Raw genomic sequence first — 16,658 nt, forward strand, 5'->3', positions numbered from 1 at the left:
CTGTCGGGTCCGGGGACGGCCGTCCGGGTCGGGGCGTCAGAACCGGGCGAACGAGCGGATCGGCATCCGCGGCCCGAACTTCGGCGCCTGGATGCCGGCGGCGGCCAGCAGCAGGCAGACCCGGCCCCGATGCCCCCGGAACGGCTCCAGCAGGGCCAGCATCCGCGCGTCGTCGCCGCGCGCCTCGCCGGCCAGCGCCCAGGCGACGATGTTCGGCACGTGGTAGTCGCCGACGCTGACCGCGTCCGGGTCCCCGTACGCGACCCGGACCACCTCGGCGGCGGTCCACGGCCCGATGCCGGCGATGGCGGTCAACCGCCGGGTGGCCTCGGCGCTGTCCGCGCAGCGCTCCAGCCGGTCGGCGACGGCGGCGGCCCGGCGCAGCGTGTCGGCCCGGCGTTGCTCCACCCCGAACGGATGGAAGACCCAGTACGGCGCAGCGGCGACCGCCGCCGGCTCGGGCGGTAGGAGCAGCGGTTGCAGCGGGCCGGGCGCCGGCTCGCCGAAGTGCCGTACGGTCGCCGCGTACGCCCGGTACGCCTCCTTGCCGGTGACCTTCTGCTCGAACACCGCCCGCAGGACCCGAGGGAAGAGCAGCCCGGTGGCCGGCATCCGCAGCCCCCGGTGCCGGGCGGCCAGCCGGGCCACCAGCGGGTGCGCGGCGGCGAGTTCGGCGAAGCCGGTGAGGTCGTCGCGCAGACCGGCGATCGCGTCGGCCCGTTCGACCACCCACTGGGCGCCGGGGCCGTAACCGTCGGCGGTGATCTCCCCGCCGTCGGGGCGCAGCGCCAGGGTGGCCGGGCCGGCCGGGGTGCGGGTGGCCCACCAGAACGTGCCGGCGGCGATCCTGGCGCACGGGTCGTACGGGCTGAAGGTGAGGGCCCGGACGGAGGCGGCCAGCCGGTAGTCGGCCGGGGGATGCAGCACCCGGCGGGCGGCGGGCTCGGTCCAGGTCACGCCGACACTCTGCCACGGGCCGGTCCCGTGACGGACGACACCGCCGACGCCCTGCACGTCGGCGGTGTCTCCATCCCGATGCGGGCCGGCCGCCCGAGCGGCCGTGGGTGCGGGTCGGCGGACCTCGGTGGCGCGCCTGCTGGCGTGGGCGCGCGCACCGCCCTCGTCCGCAACGGGGACTGGTGGGGGAGGGCTGGCGGCAGTCAGGACGAACCGTGGCGCCGGCCCGGGTGGGCCGGCGCCACGGCCGGGACGCAACGCTGCCGGTACGCCGGCGTCCAGATCCGTGACGGTGGCCGGCCGCGCCCTCCCCGGCTGCGACCGGCCACCGTGTCCGGGGGCGACCGTCGGATCAGTACGTGTAACCCGAGTTGCCGCCCTGCGCGCCGCCCGAGTCACTCGCGGCCGGCGGGGCGACCGCCTTCGGGGTGCCGGTCGGCAGGCAGGTCAGGTTCTTCTTGCCGTTCGGGTCGACCACGAACCAGGTCCCACCGACGGCCTGGCCCTTCCACTGGCCGGGCTTCTTGTCGCCGATGTAGCGGTAGACCGGCCATCCGCCGATGGTGATCTGCCGGGTGCCGTCCTGGCGGGTGACGGTGCCGACCTTGTCGTCGGAGACGCCTTCCAGCTGCGGGTTGCCGTCGGTCAGCGCCGGCGGCCAGATCTGGGCGCACTTGTCCACGCAGTTGGACGACGGCGGATCGTCGGAGTCCTTGTCGAAGCGGTAGAGGATCCAGCCGTCCTGGTCGGTGACGACGTTGCCCATCCGGGCGACCTTCTTGCCGACCAGTTGGTCGGTGAGCTTCACGTCGGCGGGGGGCGGCGCCTGCTCCGACGCGGGCGCCTCGGGGGCGGCGGAGGCCTCCGGTTCGACCGCCGCGGTGGGCTCGGCCGCGGCAACGGCGACCGGCTCGGCGGCGCTGCTGTTCGCTCCGTCGTAACCCGCGGGAGCGCAGGCCGTTAGTGCGACCATCGCGCTCGCGACGATGACGGACCGCTTCATCTGTGCCACGTGCCCTCCTCATTCTTGGCAGTTCACCGAGTAGTACGGAGGGTCCGCTGTCAAGGTTGAACGATTGAGAGTGGGCAATTTCACTGACGATGCGTTGAACCGATCCGCCGGAATCTACGTGTGCCGCCACATCCCCGTCATTTCGCCGGGAAAGCCGAAACGGCGCCGGCCCGCGGGGCCGACGCCGATCCGTACCACCCGGTCAGGGGTCGACCGTCACCAGTGGACTGGCCACCCCGTTCGCGTCCATCGACTGCACCTGCAGCTTCGCGATGTCGCTGGGCGGAGTCGAGGTGTTCGCCTGCAGCTGGAGGTCCTGCGGGTTGGCGTTCGTGCCGTACCCGGTGCCCGGCACCGACCAGGTGGAGACCACCTCGGTGGTGGCGTTCTTGCGCACCAGCACCAGCCGGCAGGTGCGTGGACCGGGCAGCCGGGTCAGGTTGAACCCGATCCAGGTGCCGTACTCCTTCTTGGCCAGGAACATCGTGGCCCCCACGCCGGTGCTGCTGTCGGTGGCGTCGTACTGCTCACCGGGAATCTCGTTGGGGCCGCCCGCGCCCGGCCCGCTGCGGGTCGGCTGCGGGGTGGGCGGACCCACCGGCACGGTCACCGTCGGCCCGGCGACCGGCGGACCGCCCGTGTCGCCGCCGCCCAGGGTGGACACCCCGACACCGCTCGCCGCGCCGACCGCCACCACCGCGGCCGCCGTGGCCAGCACCCGCCGGAACCGGGTGCGCCGTCGATGGGTGCGGACCGCGACCAGCGTGCGGTCCAGCAGGGCGGGATCGGTGGCGGTGTGCTCCATCGCCATCATCGTCTCGCCGTCGATGTCGGAGAGCAGCCCGACCACGGGAACCATGGTCTCCAGCTCGGCGGCGCAGGCCCAGCAGGTGGCGAGGTGCTCCTCGAACCGTTCGGCGTCCTGCTCGTCCAGGACACCGAGCGCGTACGCGGCGACGTCCATGTGGTCTGCCCGGCTCATTCCGTCACCCCCCTCTCCTGCAGGGCCGTGCGCAGCGCGCGCAGCGCGTAGTAGACCCGTGACTTGGCGGTGCCGAGCGGCAGGCCCAGCTCCTCCGCCGCCTCCGGCACCGTCCGGCCCCGGAAGTACGTCGCCACCAGGATCTCCCGGTGCGACTGACTGAGCGTACGGAGGGCGTCGGCCACCGTCATGGTGCGCAGCACCCGGTCGGTGCTGTCCGACTCGGCGAACGCGGTGAGGTCCCGGTCGTACGTCTCGGCCGGCCGGGCCTGCTCGCTGCGGTGCTCGTCGATGGCGATCCGGCGGGCCACCGTGACCAGCCACGGCCGCAGCGAGCCCTGGCCCTGGACGCCCAGCCGGTGGGCGTTGCGCCAGGCACGCAGCAGGGTCTCCTGCACGATGTCCTCGGCGCGCTGCCGGTCACCACCGGTCAACCGCATCACGAACATCAGCAGCGGACCGGCGTGCTCGGCGTAGAGCAGCCGGATGAGCTGGTCGGAATGACTGGCCTCGGGGGACGCCGCCTGGTGGCGTCCGGGCGCCGGTCGGGGCGTCACCGGGCCATTCTGGCGATCGGTGGGTCCGGCGTCGACCCCACGACCGGACCTCGTCGCACGGGAGTGGGGCTGGGCCCGGGCGAACATCCACCCTGGTCTGGCCATATCGCCGTGCAAGCCGGCCGCGACCGCGTGCATGGAACCTCCTGGTGCCCGATGACATCAGCCGGCCCAAGGGGGAGGGCCGCCCGGTGATACGCACGGGCCGGCCCAACGGATCAACGGCGAACCGAAAAAATTCCCGGCGGGGGTGGGGTGGAGTCGGTGGCGTCGGCGTCGCGCACCACCGGGACGCCCCCGGCGAACCGGTCCAGCTCCGCGCCGGCCACCACCCGGCCGGGGAACCAGTCCCCGGCCGCGCGCCGGGTCAGCTCCGGCACCGGCGGCTCCGTCCGGCCCGCCACCAGCACCAGGTTGCCGTAGCGGCGCCCGCGCAGCACCGCCGCGTCCCCCACCAGACACGCGCCGGGCAGCACCGAGCGGACCGTGGCCACCTGGGCGCGGGCGTGCCGCAGCGGCGGCCCGTCGGCCAGGTTCGCCAGGTACCAGCCGGCCGGCGCCAGCACCCGCGCCACCTCGGTGGCGTACTCGACGGAGGTGAGGTGGGCCGGGGTGCGGGCGCCCGCGAAGACGTCGGCGACCACCACGTCGTACGAGGCGTCCCGGGTGGACGCCAGCGTGGCCCGGGCGTCGGCCACCCGCACCTTCAGTCGCGAATCGGTCGGCCAGGGCAACGCCCGGCGGACCAGCTCCACCAGCGCGCCGTCCACCTCGGCCACCCGCTGGGTGGAGCCGGGGCGGGTGGCCTGCACGTACCGGGGCAGGGTCAGCGCCCCGCCGCCGAGGTGCAGCACCCGCAGCGGCGCGCCGGCCGGGGCGAGCAGGTCGATCGCGGCGCCGAGCCGGCGGACGTACTCGAACTCCAGGTGGGTCGGGTCGGTCAGGTCCACGTGCGACTGCGGCGCGCCGTCCAGCAGCAGCGTCCACGACCCGGACCGGTCCGGGTCCGGCACCAGCTCGGCCTGACCGGTGTCGACCGGCGCGACGACCCGGTCGTCGCCACGACGGCGGCCCATCAGCGACGCACCGCGCCGGCGCGGGTGGCCATGGTCAGCGCCCGGTGCAGCAGCCGGGCATCCCCCAGCAGCCCGCGCAGCTTGCGCTCCAGCCCGGCGATCGGCACCAGGTTCTGCGGGGCCCGCGGGTCCTTGTACGGCGAGGAGGCGAACCGGGGCAGGGTGACCAGCGACAGGTCGGCCAGCGCGATCGCCTCCTCCGGCGGTAGCTCGGCCGAGCACTCCATCCGGACGATGCCGGCCCAGGGCGCGCCGAGCGCCACCGGCAGCCGCAGGTACCAGGACCAGCCGCCCCACGCGGTGCCGAGCCGGAACACCGGCGACCGCTCGCCCGCACCCAGCCCGGTCACCACGGCCGTCAGCCGGGCGTCGAGGTACTGGCTGTGCTGCGTCTTGATGTAGCCGAGGGTGCGCGGCAGCTGCCGCCGGCTGCGCAGCGGACCGTCCACCACGAGCAGGTCCCCGTCCACCCGCGCCGCGTCGGAGACCGCGACCTCCAGCGCGGTCAGCGGCGCCTGCACCGCCGCCGGCAGCTTGCTCAGCTCGCCGGTCCCGCCGACCCGGTGCACCGGGTAGCGGACCGACCCGCACACCACCTCCTCGGCGGAGGGGCTGGCCGTGAAGAGGCCCCGCCCGACCCGTGCCCCGGCCAGCGCCGCCGCGCCGCGCTCCAGGTCGCAGCGGACCACCCCGGCCGCGTACGACGCGGCGATGCCGGGGAACGAGGCGCCATCCTCCTCAGCCGTCCAGACGCTGGCGTCGATCCGGCGCACCCCGTCGACGAGCAGCACCACGTCGGGGGCGCGCAGCCCCGCACGGGGCCCGATCGCCCGCCATTCGGCCACCGGCAGTTCGACGTCCGCCTCGACCTGGGCGCTGCTCGGCGTGGCCGGCCCGCCGACCGACGCCTCGAACGAGGCGCCGTAGGAGGGATCCCAGGTGTCGACGAAGAGCCGTGGCCCGGTCACGGGGCTCGCCTCTCGTTCGCGACTGCGGGGCTCCGCTGCGCTGCGCTCCTCGCGCTCAGTGGGGCCGACCTTTCGTTCGCGACTGCGGGGCTCCGCTGCGCTGCGCTCCTCGCGCTCACAGGCCGGTCCGTTCGACGTGGGCGCTGCGGGCGTCCTTGCGGACCTCGTAGCGGACCGGGATCCGCTCGGCCAGCGCCGGCACGTGGGTGACCACGCCGACCATCCGGTCGCCCCGCGCCGCCAGGCTCTCCAGGGTGGCGGCGACGGTGTCCAGGGTGGCCGCGTCGAGGGTGCCGAAGCCTTCGTCCAGCACGATCGACTCCAGGCTCGCCGCCGTGGTGGACATCCCGGCGAGCTGCTCGGACAGCGCCAGGGCCAGCGCCAGCGACGCCTGGAACGTCTCCCCGCCGGAGAGGGTGCGCACCCCCCGGCGCAACCCCGCGTCGTGGTGGTCGACCACGAAGAACTCGCCCTTGTCGTGGACCAGGTCGTACTGGCCGTGGGAGAGCTCACGCAGGATCCGCGAGGCCCCGTCGACCAGCAGGTCCAGCGCCTCGGCCAGCAGCCACCGCTCGAAGTTGTTGGCCCGCAGGTGCCCGGCCAGAGCCCGCGCCGTGCGGGCCTGCCGTTCGTGCTCGACCCGCTGCCCGCGCAGCTCACCGGCCTGTTCGCGGCGTTCCTCGATGCGGCGCACCGCCGCCTCGGCCCGCTCCGCGGCGACCGTCACCGCGCGGACCGGGTCGTCGGCGGGCGGCAACCCGGCCGTGCTGAGCAGGCCGGCGATCCGCTCCTCGACGGCCGTGGCCGCCGCCTCGGCCTCGGCCACCGTCGCCGCCAGCCCGACCCGCTCGGCGCGCCGCTGCCCGAGCTGACCGGCCGCCCAGTCCACCAGGGCGGTCCAGGCGCCGGCCACGTCGTCGCGGTCGGCGGCGGGCGGGCCGAACCGGGCCAGCCCGTCCCGGGCGGCGTCGAAACCGCGCCACGTCGCGCGCAGCCGCTCCTCGGCCGCGTCCAGCGCGCCCCGGGCCCGCCGGGCGGCGTCCCGACCGGCGCGGACGGCCGTCGCGGCCTCGTCGAGGGCCCGCCGCAGCCGGGTGTGCTCGTCCAGCGCCGCGCGCAGCGCCTCCGGCGCGGCGGCCCCGGCGAGCTGGTCGTCCAGCTCGGCCAGCCGGGAGCGGAGCTGGTCGTGCTGGGCGCGTGCCCGGAGCAGCACCCGCTCCAGGTCGCGGGCGGCGGCGTCGCGCTCCTGCACCCGGGCCTGGGCGGCCTTGGTGGCGGCCCGGGCGGCCTTGCCGGCGGCGGTCGCCTCGGCCACCGCCGAGCCCGCCGGCAGCGGCGGCACCCGGCCGACGGTCTGCTCGCAGACCGGGCAGTTCGCGCCGGCGCTCAGGTGGGCCCGCAGCGCCACCGCCTGGTCGGTCGCCTTCGCCTCCTCGTGCGCCCGGAACGCCGCCTCCAGCTCGGCCTCGGCCCGGGCCGACGCCTCCCGGGCCGCGGTGAGGGCCGCCACCGCGACGTCGTGCTCCCGCTGGGCCGTGTCGAGCGCGCCGCGGACCAGCTCCGCCTCGCCGGTCAGCCGGTCCCGGTCGGTGTGCGCCCGCAGCAGCAGCCGTAGCGTGCTCTCGTCGCCGGCGGCGGCGAGCTCGCCGCGCAGCTTCTCCTCGCGCTCCTCGGCCAGCGCCACCGTGGCCGCCGCCTCGTCGGCCGCCACCCGCGCCGTGGTGACCGCCCGGGCCACCTCGGCGACCCCGTCGGGCGCCCGCACCCCGGCCAGCCCGGCCAGGTCGGCGTCGAGGGCGGCCAGCGCCGCCCCGGCCTCCCGCGCCGCCGCCCGCGCCCGCTCCCGCTCGGGTACGGCCGCCTCGACGGCGGCGGCGAGCTCGCGCATCCGCGCCACCTGCCCGGTGGCCGCGGCCAGGGCGGCGTCGTCGATGTCGGTCAGCCCGGCGAGCACCCGGTCGACCGTCTCCAGCTTCGCCTCGGCCTGCCCGGCCCGCTCGGTGGCCCGCTTCTGCACATCCTCGTAGACCCCGAGGCCGAGCAGGTTGACCAGGATCTGCTGCCGGGTGGCGGGCTTGGCGTGCAGGAAGTCGGCGAACCGCCCCTGCGGCAGCACCACGCAGGAGGTGAACTGCTCGTACGGCAGCCCGACCGCCTCCAGTACCGCCTCCTCCATCTCGGCCGGCGTGCCGGCGATCACCTCGCCGAGGTCCTCCGGGCTCAGCCCGGTGTCGAGCTTGGTGACGTCGAAGCCGGCTGGCATCAGCTGCAACCCCGCGTTGGCGGTCTTGACGTTGCCCCGGCCGTCCCGGCGGACCACCCGGGTCGCCACGTAGCGCGCCCCGGCGGACTCGAAGACCAGCCGGACCCGGGCCTCGGTGGCCGACGGCGCGAGGGCGTTGGCCAGGCCCCGGGCGCCGCCCCAGCGGGGGACGGTGCCGTAGAGGGCGAAGCAGATCGCGTCCAGCACCGTCGACTTGCCGGAGCCGGTCGGCCCGACCAGCGCGAAGAAGTCGGCGTCGGTGAAGTCGACGGTGGTCTCGTCCCGGAAGACGGTGAAGCCTGCCATGTCCAGCCGCATCGGACGCATCAGCGGTCCGCCTCCTCGAAGAGCTCGTCGAAGAGCTCCCGCACCCCGTCGTCGTCGTGGCCCCGGCTGTCCAGGTAGTCGGCGAAGAGCTCACGCGGGGAGCGGCCGGCCCGCTGGGCGACCCGGGCGCCGCTGCCCGGCGCGGGCATCAATTCCGGATCGATCCGGATCTCCAGCGCGCCCGGGAGCAGCTCCTGCACCTCCTCCCGCAGCCCGGCCCGGGGCTGCTCGCGGACGAAGACCCGCAGCCAGCCCTCGGGCGGGGTCAGCTCGGCCAGCTGGGCCAGGGTGCCCCGGACCGTGCGCAAGGGCAGCGCGGCCGGCACCGGCACCTCCCGGACCTGGGCGGCGGTCCGGGCGGTCACCTCGACCAGCGTCACCGAGGGGACGTTCTCCTGCTCGCCGAAGTCCACCGCCAGCGGGCTGCCGCTGTAGCGCACCGGGCAGGGGCCGATCACCCGCTGCGACCGGTGCAGGTGACCCAGCGCCACGTAGTGGGCGTTGCCCGGGAAGACCGTCGCCGGCACCGCGTAGCCCAGGACGGTGTGCGCGTCCCGCTCGCCGCCGCCGGTGCTCGCCCCGACCACGGTCAGGTGGGCGGTGACCAGGTGCACCCGGTCCGGTTCGGTGAAGCCCTCGGTCAACCGGGCGAGCACCCGGCCCAGGTGGTCGGCGTAGGTCTGGTTGGCCTCGGCGGCGGTCAGCTCGTACATCTCCACCGCGCGGACGGCGTACCGCTGGGAGAGGAAGGGCAGCGCGGCCACCTGCCAGCGTTCGCCGTCGCGGGTGACCCCGTCGATGACGTGCTCGGCCGGGTTCTCCCGCACGCTGCCGCGCAGGGTGATCCCGGCCGCCTCGGCCCACGGGCGCAGCGCGTCGAGGGCCGCGCCGTTGTCGTGGTTGCCACCGATCGCCACCACGTCCGCGCCGGTGCGGCGCAGCGCGGTCAGCGCCCGGGTGACCAGCCGGGTCGCCTCCGGGGTGGGCGCGGCGGTGTCGTACAGGTCGCCGGCGACGATCACCAGGTCGGGGCGCTCGGCGTGGGCGATCTCGATCACGCCGGCGAGCACCTGCTTGTGCTCCTCCGCCCGGGACCGCCCCTTGAGCACCTTGCCGACGTGCCAGTCCGAGGTGTGCAGGATCTTCACTGCTGTGCCGGCCTTTCGTTCGCGACTGCGGGGCTCGCAGGCTCACTCCTCGCGCTCACCAATGCCGGCCTTTCGTTCGCGACTGCGGGGCTCGCAGGCTCACTCCTCGCGCTCACCGGTGCCCCCTAGAACGGGATGTCGTCGTCGGCACCCGAGCCGACCACCGCGAACGGGTCGACCGACTGGGTGATCGAGCGCAGCGTCTCCGACGGGGCCCGACCCGCCTCGGAGACCCGGGTGGCCCAGGCCGGGAAGGGGAACTCGAGGCAGAGCGGGACGGGGATGTCCGGCTGGTTGACGAACATGGTGCCGGGCTTGGCCAGCAGCGCCCGCTGGCGCTGGGCCGGTGGCAGGAAGCCGTACTCGGGGCGGGACGCCTCCGCCGGGTCCAGCCGCCCGACCACCCGGATCGCCGAGTTGGTGACGATCCGCCGCTCCACCTCGCTCGCGGTCTGCTGCGCGCCGACCAGGATCACCCCGAGCGAGCGGCCCCGCTCGGCGATGTCGAGCAGCACCTCCTTGATCGGGGAGGAGCCCTCACGCGGGGCGTACTTGTTGAGCTCGTCGAGGACGACGAAGAGCAGCGGCTTGGCCGTGCCGGCCTTCTCCTTGCGCTCGAACTCGCTCTTGAGCGTCACGCCGACCACGAAACGCTGCGCCCGGTCCGGCAGGTTGTGCAGGTCGACCACGGTGACCTGGGCGCTCTCGGCGGTGTTGATGCTGTGCGGACGGCGCAGCGCCAGGTCGCCGCGGATCAGCCGGCCCAGGTCCTTCTTGCTGCCGATCAGCCGGCGGGCGAAGGCGTTGACCGTGCCCAGGCCGACCGCGCTGCCCGCCCAGTCGGCGCGGGTCTCGTCGTCGTTGAGCTGCTCGACGATGTGGTCGACCAGGTCGGCGTAGGACCCCAGCCGGACGCCGTCGAGGCTGACCCCGCCGTCGGCGGGCTGGGCGTACCGGGCGAGGTGGGCGGCGACCGAGTGGACCACCATCGTGTACTGCTGGCGCTCGTCGTCGGCGTCGGCGAAGACGTACGGCAGGAGCCGGTCGGCGCAGAACTCGCTCAGCGTCCAGTAGAAGCTGTCCACCCCGGTGAGCCGGCTGCTCACATCCGGCGTGCCGGAGGAGTCGCCGACCCGCGGTGGGGCGTACACCCGCACGTCGGGGAAGGCCCCGGCGTCCAGCCCGAGCTTCGCGTACGACGCCCGGGTGGCGTCGTCCAGCCGGAGGTTGGGGTGGTCGAGGAAGAGCAGGTCCTCGCCCTTGACGTTGAAGATCAGCGCCTTGGCGTTGACCGCGTCGCCGCCGAGCACCCCGGAGCGGAAGACCGAGTAGAGCAGGAAGGTGGCGAAGCTGGTCTTGGTGGCCACGCCGGAGATGCCGGAGATGGAGACGTGCGCGCCGCGACTGCCGTCGAGGAAGTCGGCGTTGAGGTAGACCGGGACGCCGTCGCGGCCCATGCCCATCGGGATCCGCCGTTCCATCCGGTCGAAGTGCAGCGCCCGGGCCCGGGCGTCGCCCTCGGCGCGGTAGACCGCCGCGCCCGGTGCCGGCGGCACGTAGAACTCGGGGTCGACCCGGGTGGTGGTGATCTCGGCGGCCTCCTGCACCTGGGCGGGGAGGGTGCCGTCGGCGATCGCGAAGACGTCGGAGTCGAACTGGGCGCCCTCGTGCCGCGCCCGGACCTGGGTGACCACTCCGGCGATGGTGACCGGCTCGCGGTCGGGCAGCTCCCGCCGGGTGACCACCACGTCGTCGAGCTGGAGGTAGCTGTCGGGGGAGACGGCGGTCCAGAACTGCAGGGGGGTGGCGTCGGCGGTGCCCAGCACCCGGCCGACCGCCCTGCCCGGGCCGTCGAGCTGGTCGTCGGTCATCGGGGGACTCCGGTCAGCTGGTCGTCTCGGTCGGGGCACACGTGGTGCATCCTGCCCGAGGAGTACGACAGGTTGCCACGTGACGCGGCGGACGCCACGCGCCCCGTTCGGCACCGTCGCGCTACGGGATCGCACGGCCACGCTGGGTGCCGCCGTCGGCGCGAATCGCATCCTGCGCGGCGTGATCCGGGAGAGCATCGGAGGACCGGGAGAGCGAGGGGTGCCGTGGGACCGACACGAGGCCGACTTGTCGGGCTGCTGGGCCTCGCCGCGCTGCCGCCGGCGCTGGAGGAGGCGCTGCTGGTCGGCGTCGGCCTGCACGCCGCCCGGGGCCTGGCCCCGCAGGCCACCGCCGTCTGGCCGTACGACTCGTACCACGACCTGCGCTGGCTGCTGGTCTACCACGACTCCTGGGGCATGTTCCTGCTCGGCCTGCTGCTGCTGACCGTGCTGCGCGGCGTGCTCTCCGCCGGGCTGACCGCGCTCGCCTGGCCCGACGGCGTACCCCGGCCCTCCTGGGGCTGGCTGGTGCGGCGCAACCTCGAGGTCGCGGTGCTCGCCGCGGCGGTCATCTCGCCGTGGGCCGCCCTCTCCGTGGCCTTCTCGGCGGTGGCGCTGTCCTGGTACCTCTTCGCCTCGCTCGGCCCGATGCTGGTGCTCGCCCCCTTCCTGGTCCGGGCCGGGGTGGTGGCCCGGTGGTGGAAGGGGCTGCCCCCGATCGAGCTGCTCGGCTGGGCGTCGCTGAACTTCGTGGTCCTGACCCTGGCCGGCGCGGTGATCTCCGGCGCCTCCGGCTGGTGGACGGTGGTGCTGGCCGGCCTGGCCGGCGTGGTGAACGGGCTGCTCTGGCAGCGGACCGTGGCCGCCGCGGCGGCGCCGGCCCGGCTCCGCTGGGCGCGGGTGCCGGTCGCGCCGATCGCGTTCGTGCTCGCGCTGGCCGGCGCGGTCTGGGCCCAGGCGGCGATCGGCTTCGCCAGCGGCGGTGGGCGGGGGGAGTGGCGGCCACCGATCCTCACCGAGCGGTTGCCCGACCGGGTCCCTCACGCGGTGATCGTGCTGGGCGGGCACAACTCCAGCTGGGACGGGAGCCCCTCCGCCGACCCGCGGGTCGAGCGCTTCTCCTACCAGGGCCTGGACGCGCGGGGCCGCCCCCTGCCGTACCCGCCGGAGGCGACCCACCGCTCGCTGGACTCGAGCGCCTCCCTGCTCGCCGACCAGATCGACGCGGTGCACCGGCGCACCGGACGTCCGGTCGCCCTGTTCGGGCAGAGCGAGGGCTCGATGGTGGCCCGCACGTACCTGGAACGGCTGCCCCGCGGCCCGGTGAACGCGGTGGTGATGTTCAGTCCCCTCGTCCAGGCCGGCCGCGCCTACTACCCGCCGCCCGGCCACTCCGGCTGGGGAGTGGCGACCGGATGGCAGCTGCGGGCGATGTTCTGGCTGGCGGCCCTGCCCCAGACGGTGAAGGACGAACCCGACAGCCCGTTCGTGCGGTCGGTGCTGATCAACGCGCCGTTCTACCGCAACCGCACCCTCTGCCCGGTCGCCGGGGTGCGGATGATCGCCTTCATGCCGACGGTCAGCGCCGCGGAGGCGCCGCCGGGCGAGTACAGCCGCGTCCCGGTCTACCAGCAGCCCGCGCTGCACGGCGGGCTGGTGGGCGAACGGGCGGTGGAGGACCGGGTGGTCGCCTTCCTGGCCGGGGAGCCGGTGGAGATGCCCCGGGGCGAGTACGGCCTGTTGCAACGGCTGGGCGCCGCCTGGCAGGCTCCGCCACTGGCCCTGGCGCTCAACCCGATCTGGTCGGCGACCAGGGAGGGGGATCCGGCGATGACCGGCCGGGTCTGCGAGGCCCGCTGAGCCGTCCGCCACCTCCGGCGGCGCGTCGGTGGCGCAGCAGCAGCCGGACGGCCGTGGCGTACAGCCCCACCACCAGCAGCACCCGGACCGGCGCGTACGGGAACAGCAGCAGGTCCACGACGGCGCCCACCGCGGCGCAGCCGAGGGCGACCGGCACCGTGCCCCGGCGTCCGGTGACGACCGCCAGCCCGGAGAGCGTGACCGCCGCGCCGATGGCCCCGTGCAGCCTGGCCCAGCCGGCGATGTCCACCAGGTACACGCCCTGCCCGGTCGCGACGGCGAACGGGGCGCCGGTCGTGGCGGCCAGCGCGGAGAGCAGGTCCACCAGGCCGGCGAGGACCAGCAGCGCGCCGACCAGCAGCGGTCGGCCCGGTGGGATCGCGCCGCCCGGCGCGGGAACGCCCATTCGCCCAGGTTAGGACCGCCGGTCCCGACGCGGACCGGTCCCGGGCACGGGTACGCGGATCGGTGTGCCCGGGCCCGTCGTCGTGGCCGTTGGCGGACCGCCCGCGTACCCGGTGGGTGGCCGCCGGGGACGGCCCGGCGCGGCCCGGCGTCCACCGCCGGCGGCGGGCGTGGCGGAGCGGGCGCGTGCCGTCAGGCGGCCGGCGCCGCCCCGGCGGGCGTCGGCGCGGTGGCGTCCCGGGCGTGGCGCAGCATCAGCACGCCGTCGTCGGCGGCGAGCACGTGCCGTAGCGGCAGCTCGCGGGGCGCGCCCGCCCCACCGGCGGAGATCCGCCCGGGGCCCGGGCCGGCGAGCAGCGGGGCGACGGTCAGGCAGAGCTCGTCGACCAGGTCGGCGGCGGTGAGCGCGCCGAACAGGTGCGGACCGCCCTCGCAGAGGATCTGGCCCAGCCCGCGGCGGCGCAGCTCGGTCAGGCCGGCGGCGAGGTCCACCCGCTCGTCACCGCAGCGGACCAGCTCGGCGACGTCGGTCAGCCCCGGGGGCGGCTCGGCGGCGGCGTGGGTCAGCACGAGGGGGCGCACCGGCGCGTCGGCGAACGCGGCCTGCTCCGGGTCGAGGTCCAGCGACCCGGAGACGACCACCAGGGTGGGGTACTCGGCCAGCCCCCGCTCCCGCCGCCAGGCCCGGCGCGGCTCGCTCAGCCGCACCGCGCGGTAGCCCTCGTGGTACAGCGTCCCGGCGGCCACCAGCAGTCCGTCGCAGAGCATCCGGAGCAGCCCGAAGACCCGCTTGTCCGGCGCGCCGGAGAGCCCGGCGGAGTAGCCGTCGAGGCTCACCGCGCCGTCGAGGCTGGCGACGAAGTTGACCCGCAGGTGCGGGCGGTCCGCGCGACCGTAGAGCGCGGTCAGCTCGGCGTCGTCCAGGGGCGGCGTGGCCGGCGTCGGCCAGATCCGGCGGATCGGGGTTCCGACGGTCATTCGCCGGCCGGACCGGTGACCGGAGGGGTGGGTCCGGGGGTACGGTGCTGGCAGTCGCACCACTTCCGGCCGGGACAGTCGTCGTGCCGCCGCTCCCGGCAGGCTCGGCAGATCATGCCGGCAGCCTATGCGGTGGGAGGAGGGGGCAGCATGCCACGTCAGATCTTCCAGCTGAAGATGTCCCTCGCCGGGGTACGCCCGCCGGTCTGGCGGCGGGTGCTGGTGCCCGGCGGCTACACCCTCGACCGGCTGCACCGGGTGGTGCAGCACGCCATGGGTTGGCGCGACTGCCACCTGCACTCGTTCGAGATCGACGGGGTGCAGTACGGCGAGCCGGATCCGGACGGCGAGCTGTCGCACCGCGACGAGCTGGACGTCCGGCTCGACGCGGTGCTCGGCAAGGGCAGCAGGTTCCGCTACGTCTACGACTTCGGCGACTGGTGGGAGCACGACCTGGTGGTGGAGGACGGCGTCACCGCCGATCCGGAGGAGCGGTACCCGTCCTGTGCGGACGGCGAGCGCGCCTGCCCGCCGGAGGACGTCGGCGGCCCGTCGGGCTACCTGGTCCTGCTCGCCGCCCTGGCCGATCCGATGCACCCGGAGCACGCGGCGATGCGGGAGTGGGCGGGCCGCGGCTTCGACCCCGCCGGCTTCGATCCGGGGCGGGCGAGCACGCTGCTGCGTCGCCTCTGCTGATCCCTTCCGGCCACCGGGCGAACGGCGGCGGGCGCCAGCGGTAACGATCTGGGAACGCTCCCATCGGTCTATTGACACCCCCCACCCCTCCCGGCACGCTCATGGGAGCGTTCCCAGGGCGTGGCGCGGATCACTACGCACCCGCCCGGCCGACCCGGCCCACCGGTCCGGCCCGGGAGCGCGCAACGCACCCCCCACCACACCCAACCCAGCCTCACCACTGAAAAGAGGGGTCAGGATGAGCGTCACCACGCGGCGTACCCGCCTCGCGGCCGCCGCCCTGGCCGCGGTCACCGCACTCGGCGGTCTCGCGGCCTGCGGCAAGGACGACGACGCCACGGCGTCCGGCGGGAAGCCCGCCAAGCTGGTCGTGGACACCTTCGGCGAATTCGGCTACGACGAGATCGTCAAGCAGTACGAGAAGGACACCGGCATCAAGGTCGAGCTGCGCAAGACCGCCCAGCTCAACGAGTACCGACCGAAGATCGTCAGGGCGCTGGCCACCGGCAAGGGCGCGGCCGACGTGGTCGCCCTGGAGGAGGGCATCCTCAACGAGTTCAAGGCCAACCCGGCCAACTGGGCCGACCTGGCGCCGCTCGTGGCCGACCACAGCAAGGAGTACCTGCCCTGGAAGTGGGAGCTGGGCAAGGCGCCGGACGGCCGGCTGATCGGCCTGCCCACCGACGTCGGCTCGCTGGCCGTCTGCTACCGCCGCGACCTCTTCCAGGCCGCCAAGCTGCCGACCGAGCGGGACCAGGTCGCGGCGCTCTGGCCGGACTGGAACGCCTTCATCGAGACCGGGAAGAAGTACCGGGCGGCCACCGGCAAGGGGCTGCTCGACTCGGTCACCACGGCCTCCAGCGCGGTGATGTTCCAGCAGGGCGGTGACCTGTTCTACGACAAGCAGGACAACGTCGTCGCCGACACCAGCGCCTCGGTGAAGAGCGCCTGGGACACCGCGGTCGCGATGGCCGACGCCAACATCACCGCCGAGACGGCCACCTGGTCGCCGGAGTGGTCGGCCGGCTTCAAGCAGGGCACCTTCGCCGCGACCTTCTGCCCGTCCTGGATGCTCGGCATCGTGCAGGAGAACTCCGGCCTGGAGAACAAGGGCAAGTGGGACGTGGCGCCGGTCCCCGGCGGCGCGGGCAACTGGGGCGGCTCCTGGCTCGCCGTGCCGACCCAGAGCAAGCACCACAAGGAGGCGGCGAAGCTCGCCGAGTACCTGACCAACGCGCAGAGCCAGGTGGCGGCGTTCAAGGCCAAGGGCCCGCTGCCGACCAACCTGGAGGCGCTGAAGAACCCGGAGTTCCTCGCCTACACCAACGAGTACTTCAACAACGCGCCGACCGGCAAGATCTTCGGGGAGAGCGTCGCCAAGATCCAGCCGCTGCACCTCGGTCCCAAGCACCAGGCGGTGAAGGAGAACGCCTTCGAGCCGGCGCTGCGGTCGTACGAGAGCGGGCAGTCGAACAGGGACAAGGCCTGGGAGCAGTACGTCAAGGACGCCAAGACCCAGGGCGCCTTCTGAGCTGACCCCGCACGGCGGTGGCGTCCG

The 16,658-nt window shown here is 74.9% G+C and carries 14 protein-coding genes; 3 read left to right on the plus strand and 11 right to left on the minus strand.

Annotation, left to right across the window (positions count from 1 at the left end; translation table 11 throughout):
* Positions 1–36 precede the first annotated feature (36 nt).
* The 9 genes from V6U79_RS20950 to V6U79_RS20990 form a co-directional block, all read right to left on the minus strand.
* Entirely contained in the window at positions 37–957 is a 921-nt protein-coding gene (locus tag V6U79_RS20950) for a DNA-3-methyladenine glycosylase family protein (RefSeq protein WP_334526858.1), read from the minus strand.
* Positions 958–1,309: 352 nt separating this feature from the next.
* Entirely contained in the window at positions 1,310–1,969 is a 660-nt protein-coding gene (locus V6U79_RS20955; RefSeq protein ID WP_334526855.1) for a hypothetical protein, read from the minus strand.
* Positions 1,970–2,171: 202 nt separating this feature from the next.
* Positions 2,172–2,951 (minus strand): anti-sigma factor family protein, encoded by a 780-nt coding sequence (locus V6U79_RS20960; protein WP_334615541.1) that lies wholly within the window; start codon positions 2,949–2,951, stop codon positions 2,172–2,174.
* Positions 2,948–3,646, minus strand: coding sequence for a sigma-70 family RNA polymerase sigma factor (locus V6U79_RS20965; RefSeq protein WP_334526850.1), 699 nt, complete (start codon positions 3,644–3,646; stop codon positions 2,948–2,950). Before V6U79_RS20965 ends, V6U79_RS20960 begins: the two co-directional genes overlap by 4 nt.
* Before the next feature lie 80 nt (positions 3,647–3,726).
* Positions 3,727–4,584 (minus strand): spermidine synthase, encoded by an 858-nt coding sequence (locus V6U79_RS20970; protein ID WP_334615543.1) that lies wholly within the window; start codon positions 4,582–4,584, stop codon positions 3,727–3,729.
* Positions 4,584–5,552, minus strand: a complete 969-nt coding sequence (locus V6U79_RS20975) for a hypothetical protein (RefSeq protein WP_334615544.1) — start codon at positions 5,550–5,552, stop codon at positions 4,584–4,586. The genes V6U79_RS20970 and V6U79_RS20975 overlap by 1 nt, the downstream gene beginning before the upstream one ends.
* A 115-nt stretch (positions 5,553–5,667) precedes the next feature.
* Positions 5,668–8,142: an AAA family ATPase gene (locus V6U79_RS20980; RefSeq protein ID WP_334615545.1), complete on the minus strand. Its 2,475-nt coding sequence runs from the start codon at positions 8,140–8,142 to the stop codon at positions 5,668–5,670.
* Positions 8,142–9,290: an exonuclease SbcCD subunit D gene (locus V6U79_RS20985; protein WP_334526840.1), complete on the minus strand. Its 1,149-nt coding sequence runs from the start codon at positions 9,288–9,290 to the stop codon at positions 8,142–8,144. The genes V6U79_RS20980 and V6U79_RS20985 overlap by 1 nt, the downstream gene beginning before the upstream one ends.
* Positions 9,291–9,415: 125 nt before the next feature.
* Positions 9,416–11,161: an ATP-binding protein gene (locus V6U79_RS20990; protein WP_334526837.1), complete on the minus strand. Its 1,746-nt coding sequence runs from the start codon at positions 11,159–11,161 to the stop codon at positions 9,416–9,418.
* A 225-nt stretch (positions 11,162–11,386) separates the two neighbouring features.
* Here V6U79_RS20990 and V6U79_RS20995 point away from each other — a divergent pair, with 225 nt between their 5' ends.
* Positions 11,387–13,021, plus strand: a complete 1,635-nt coding sequence (locus V6U79_RS20995; protein WP_334526834.1) for a hypothetical protein — start codon at positions 11,387–11,389, stop codon at positions 13,019–13,021.
* Here V6U79_RS20995 and V6U79_RS21000 read toward each other — a convergent pair.
* Positions 12,951–13,427: a DUF7144 family membrane protein gene (locus V6U79_RS21000; protein ID WP_334526831.1), complete on the minus strand. Its 477-nt coding sequence runs from the start codon at positions 13,425–13,427 to the stop codon at positions 12,951–12,953. The two genes, V6U79_RS20995 and V6U79_RS21000, sit on opposite strands and share 71 nt — an antisense overlap.
* A gap of 191 nt (positions 13,428–13,618) precedes the next feature.
* A complete protein-coding gene (locus V6U79_RS21005; RefSeq protein ID WP_334615546.1) occupies positions 13,619–14,404 on the minus strand; it encodes a pyrimidine reductase family protein in 786 nt (261 codons plus the stop codon).
* 150 nt (positions 14,405–14,554) lie between these two features.
* Between V6U79_RS21005 and V6U79_RS21010 the strand changes: the two genes are divergently transcribed.
* A complete protein-coding gene (locus V6U79_RS21010) occupies positions 14,555–15,100 on the plus strand; it encodes a plasmid pRiA4b ORF-3 family protein (protein ID WP_334615548.1) in 546 nt (181 codons plus the stop codon).
* Between the two features lie 238 nt (positions 15,101–15,338).
* Positions 15,339–16,631: an ABC transporter substrate-binding protein gene (locus tag V6U79_RS21015; protein WP_334534381.1), complete on the plus strand. Its 1,293-nt coding sequence runs from the start codon at positions 15,339–15,341 to the stop codon at positions 16,629–16,631.
* Positions 16,632–16,658 lie beyond the last annotated feature (27 nt).

This window comes from Micromonospora psammae (assembly GCF_036902725.1).
GTDB lineage: Bacteria > Actinomycetota > Actinomycetes > Mycobacteriales > Micromonosporaceae > Micromonospora.

Excerpts from the sequence above, each read along its gene's own strand:
- V6U79_RS21010 (WP_334615548.1), top strand. The coding sequence starts at position 14,555 with ATGCCACGTCAGATCTTCCAGCTGAAGATGTCCCTCGCCGGGGTACGC.
- V6U79_RS20965 (WP_334526850.1), bottom strand. The coding sequence starts at position 3,646 with ATGCACGCGGTCGCGGCCGGCTTGCACGGCGATATGGCCAGACCAGGG.
- V6U79_RS21015 (WP_334534381.1), top strand. The coding sequence starts at position 15,339 with ATGAGCGTCACCACGCGGCGTACCCGCCTCGCGGCCGCCGCCCTGGCC.
- V6U79_RS21000 (WP_334526831.1), bottom strand. The coding sequence starts at position 13,427 with ATGGGCGTTCCCGCGCCGGGCGGCGCGATCCCACCGGGCCGACCGCTG.
- V6U79_RS20970 (WP_334615543.1), bottom strand. The coding sequence starts at position 4,584 with ATGGGCCGCCGTCGTGGCGACGACCGGGTCGTCGCGCCGGTCGACACC.
- V6U79_RS20960 (WP_334615541.1), bottom strand. The coding sequence starts at position 2,951 with ATGAGCCGGGCAGACCACATGGACGTCGCCGCGTACGCGCTCGGTGTC.
- V6U79_RS21005 (WP_334615546.1), bottom strand. The coding sequence starts at position 14,404 with ATGACCGTCGGAACCCCGATCCGCCGGATCTGGCCGACGCCGGCCACG.
- V6U79_RS20980 (WP_334615545.1), bottom strand. The coding sequence starts at position 8,142 with ATGCGTCCGATGCGGCTGGACATGGCAGGCTTCACCGTCTTCCGGGAC.
- V6U79_RS20990 (WP_334526837.1), bottom strand. The coding sequence starts at position 11,161 with ATGACCGACGACCAGCTCGACGGCCCGGGCAGGGCGGTCGGCCGGGTG.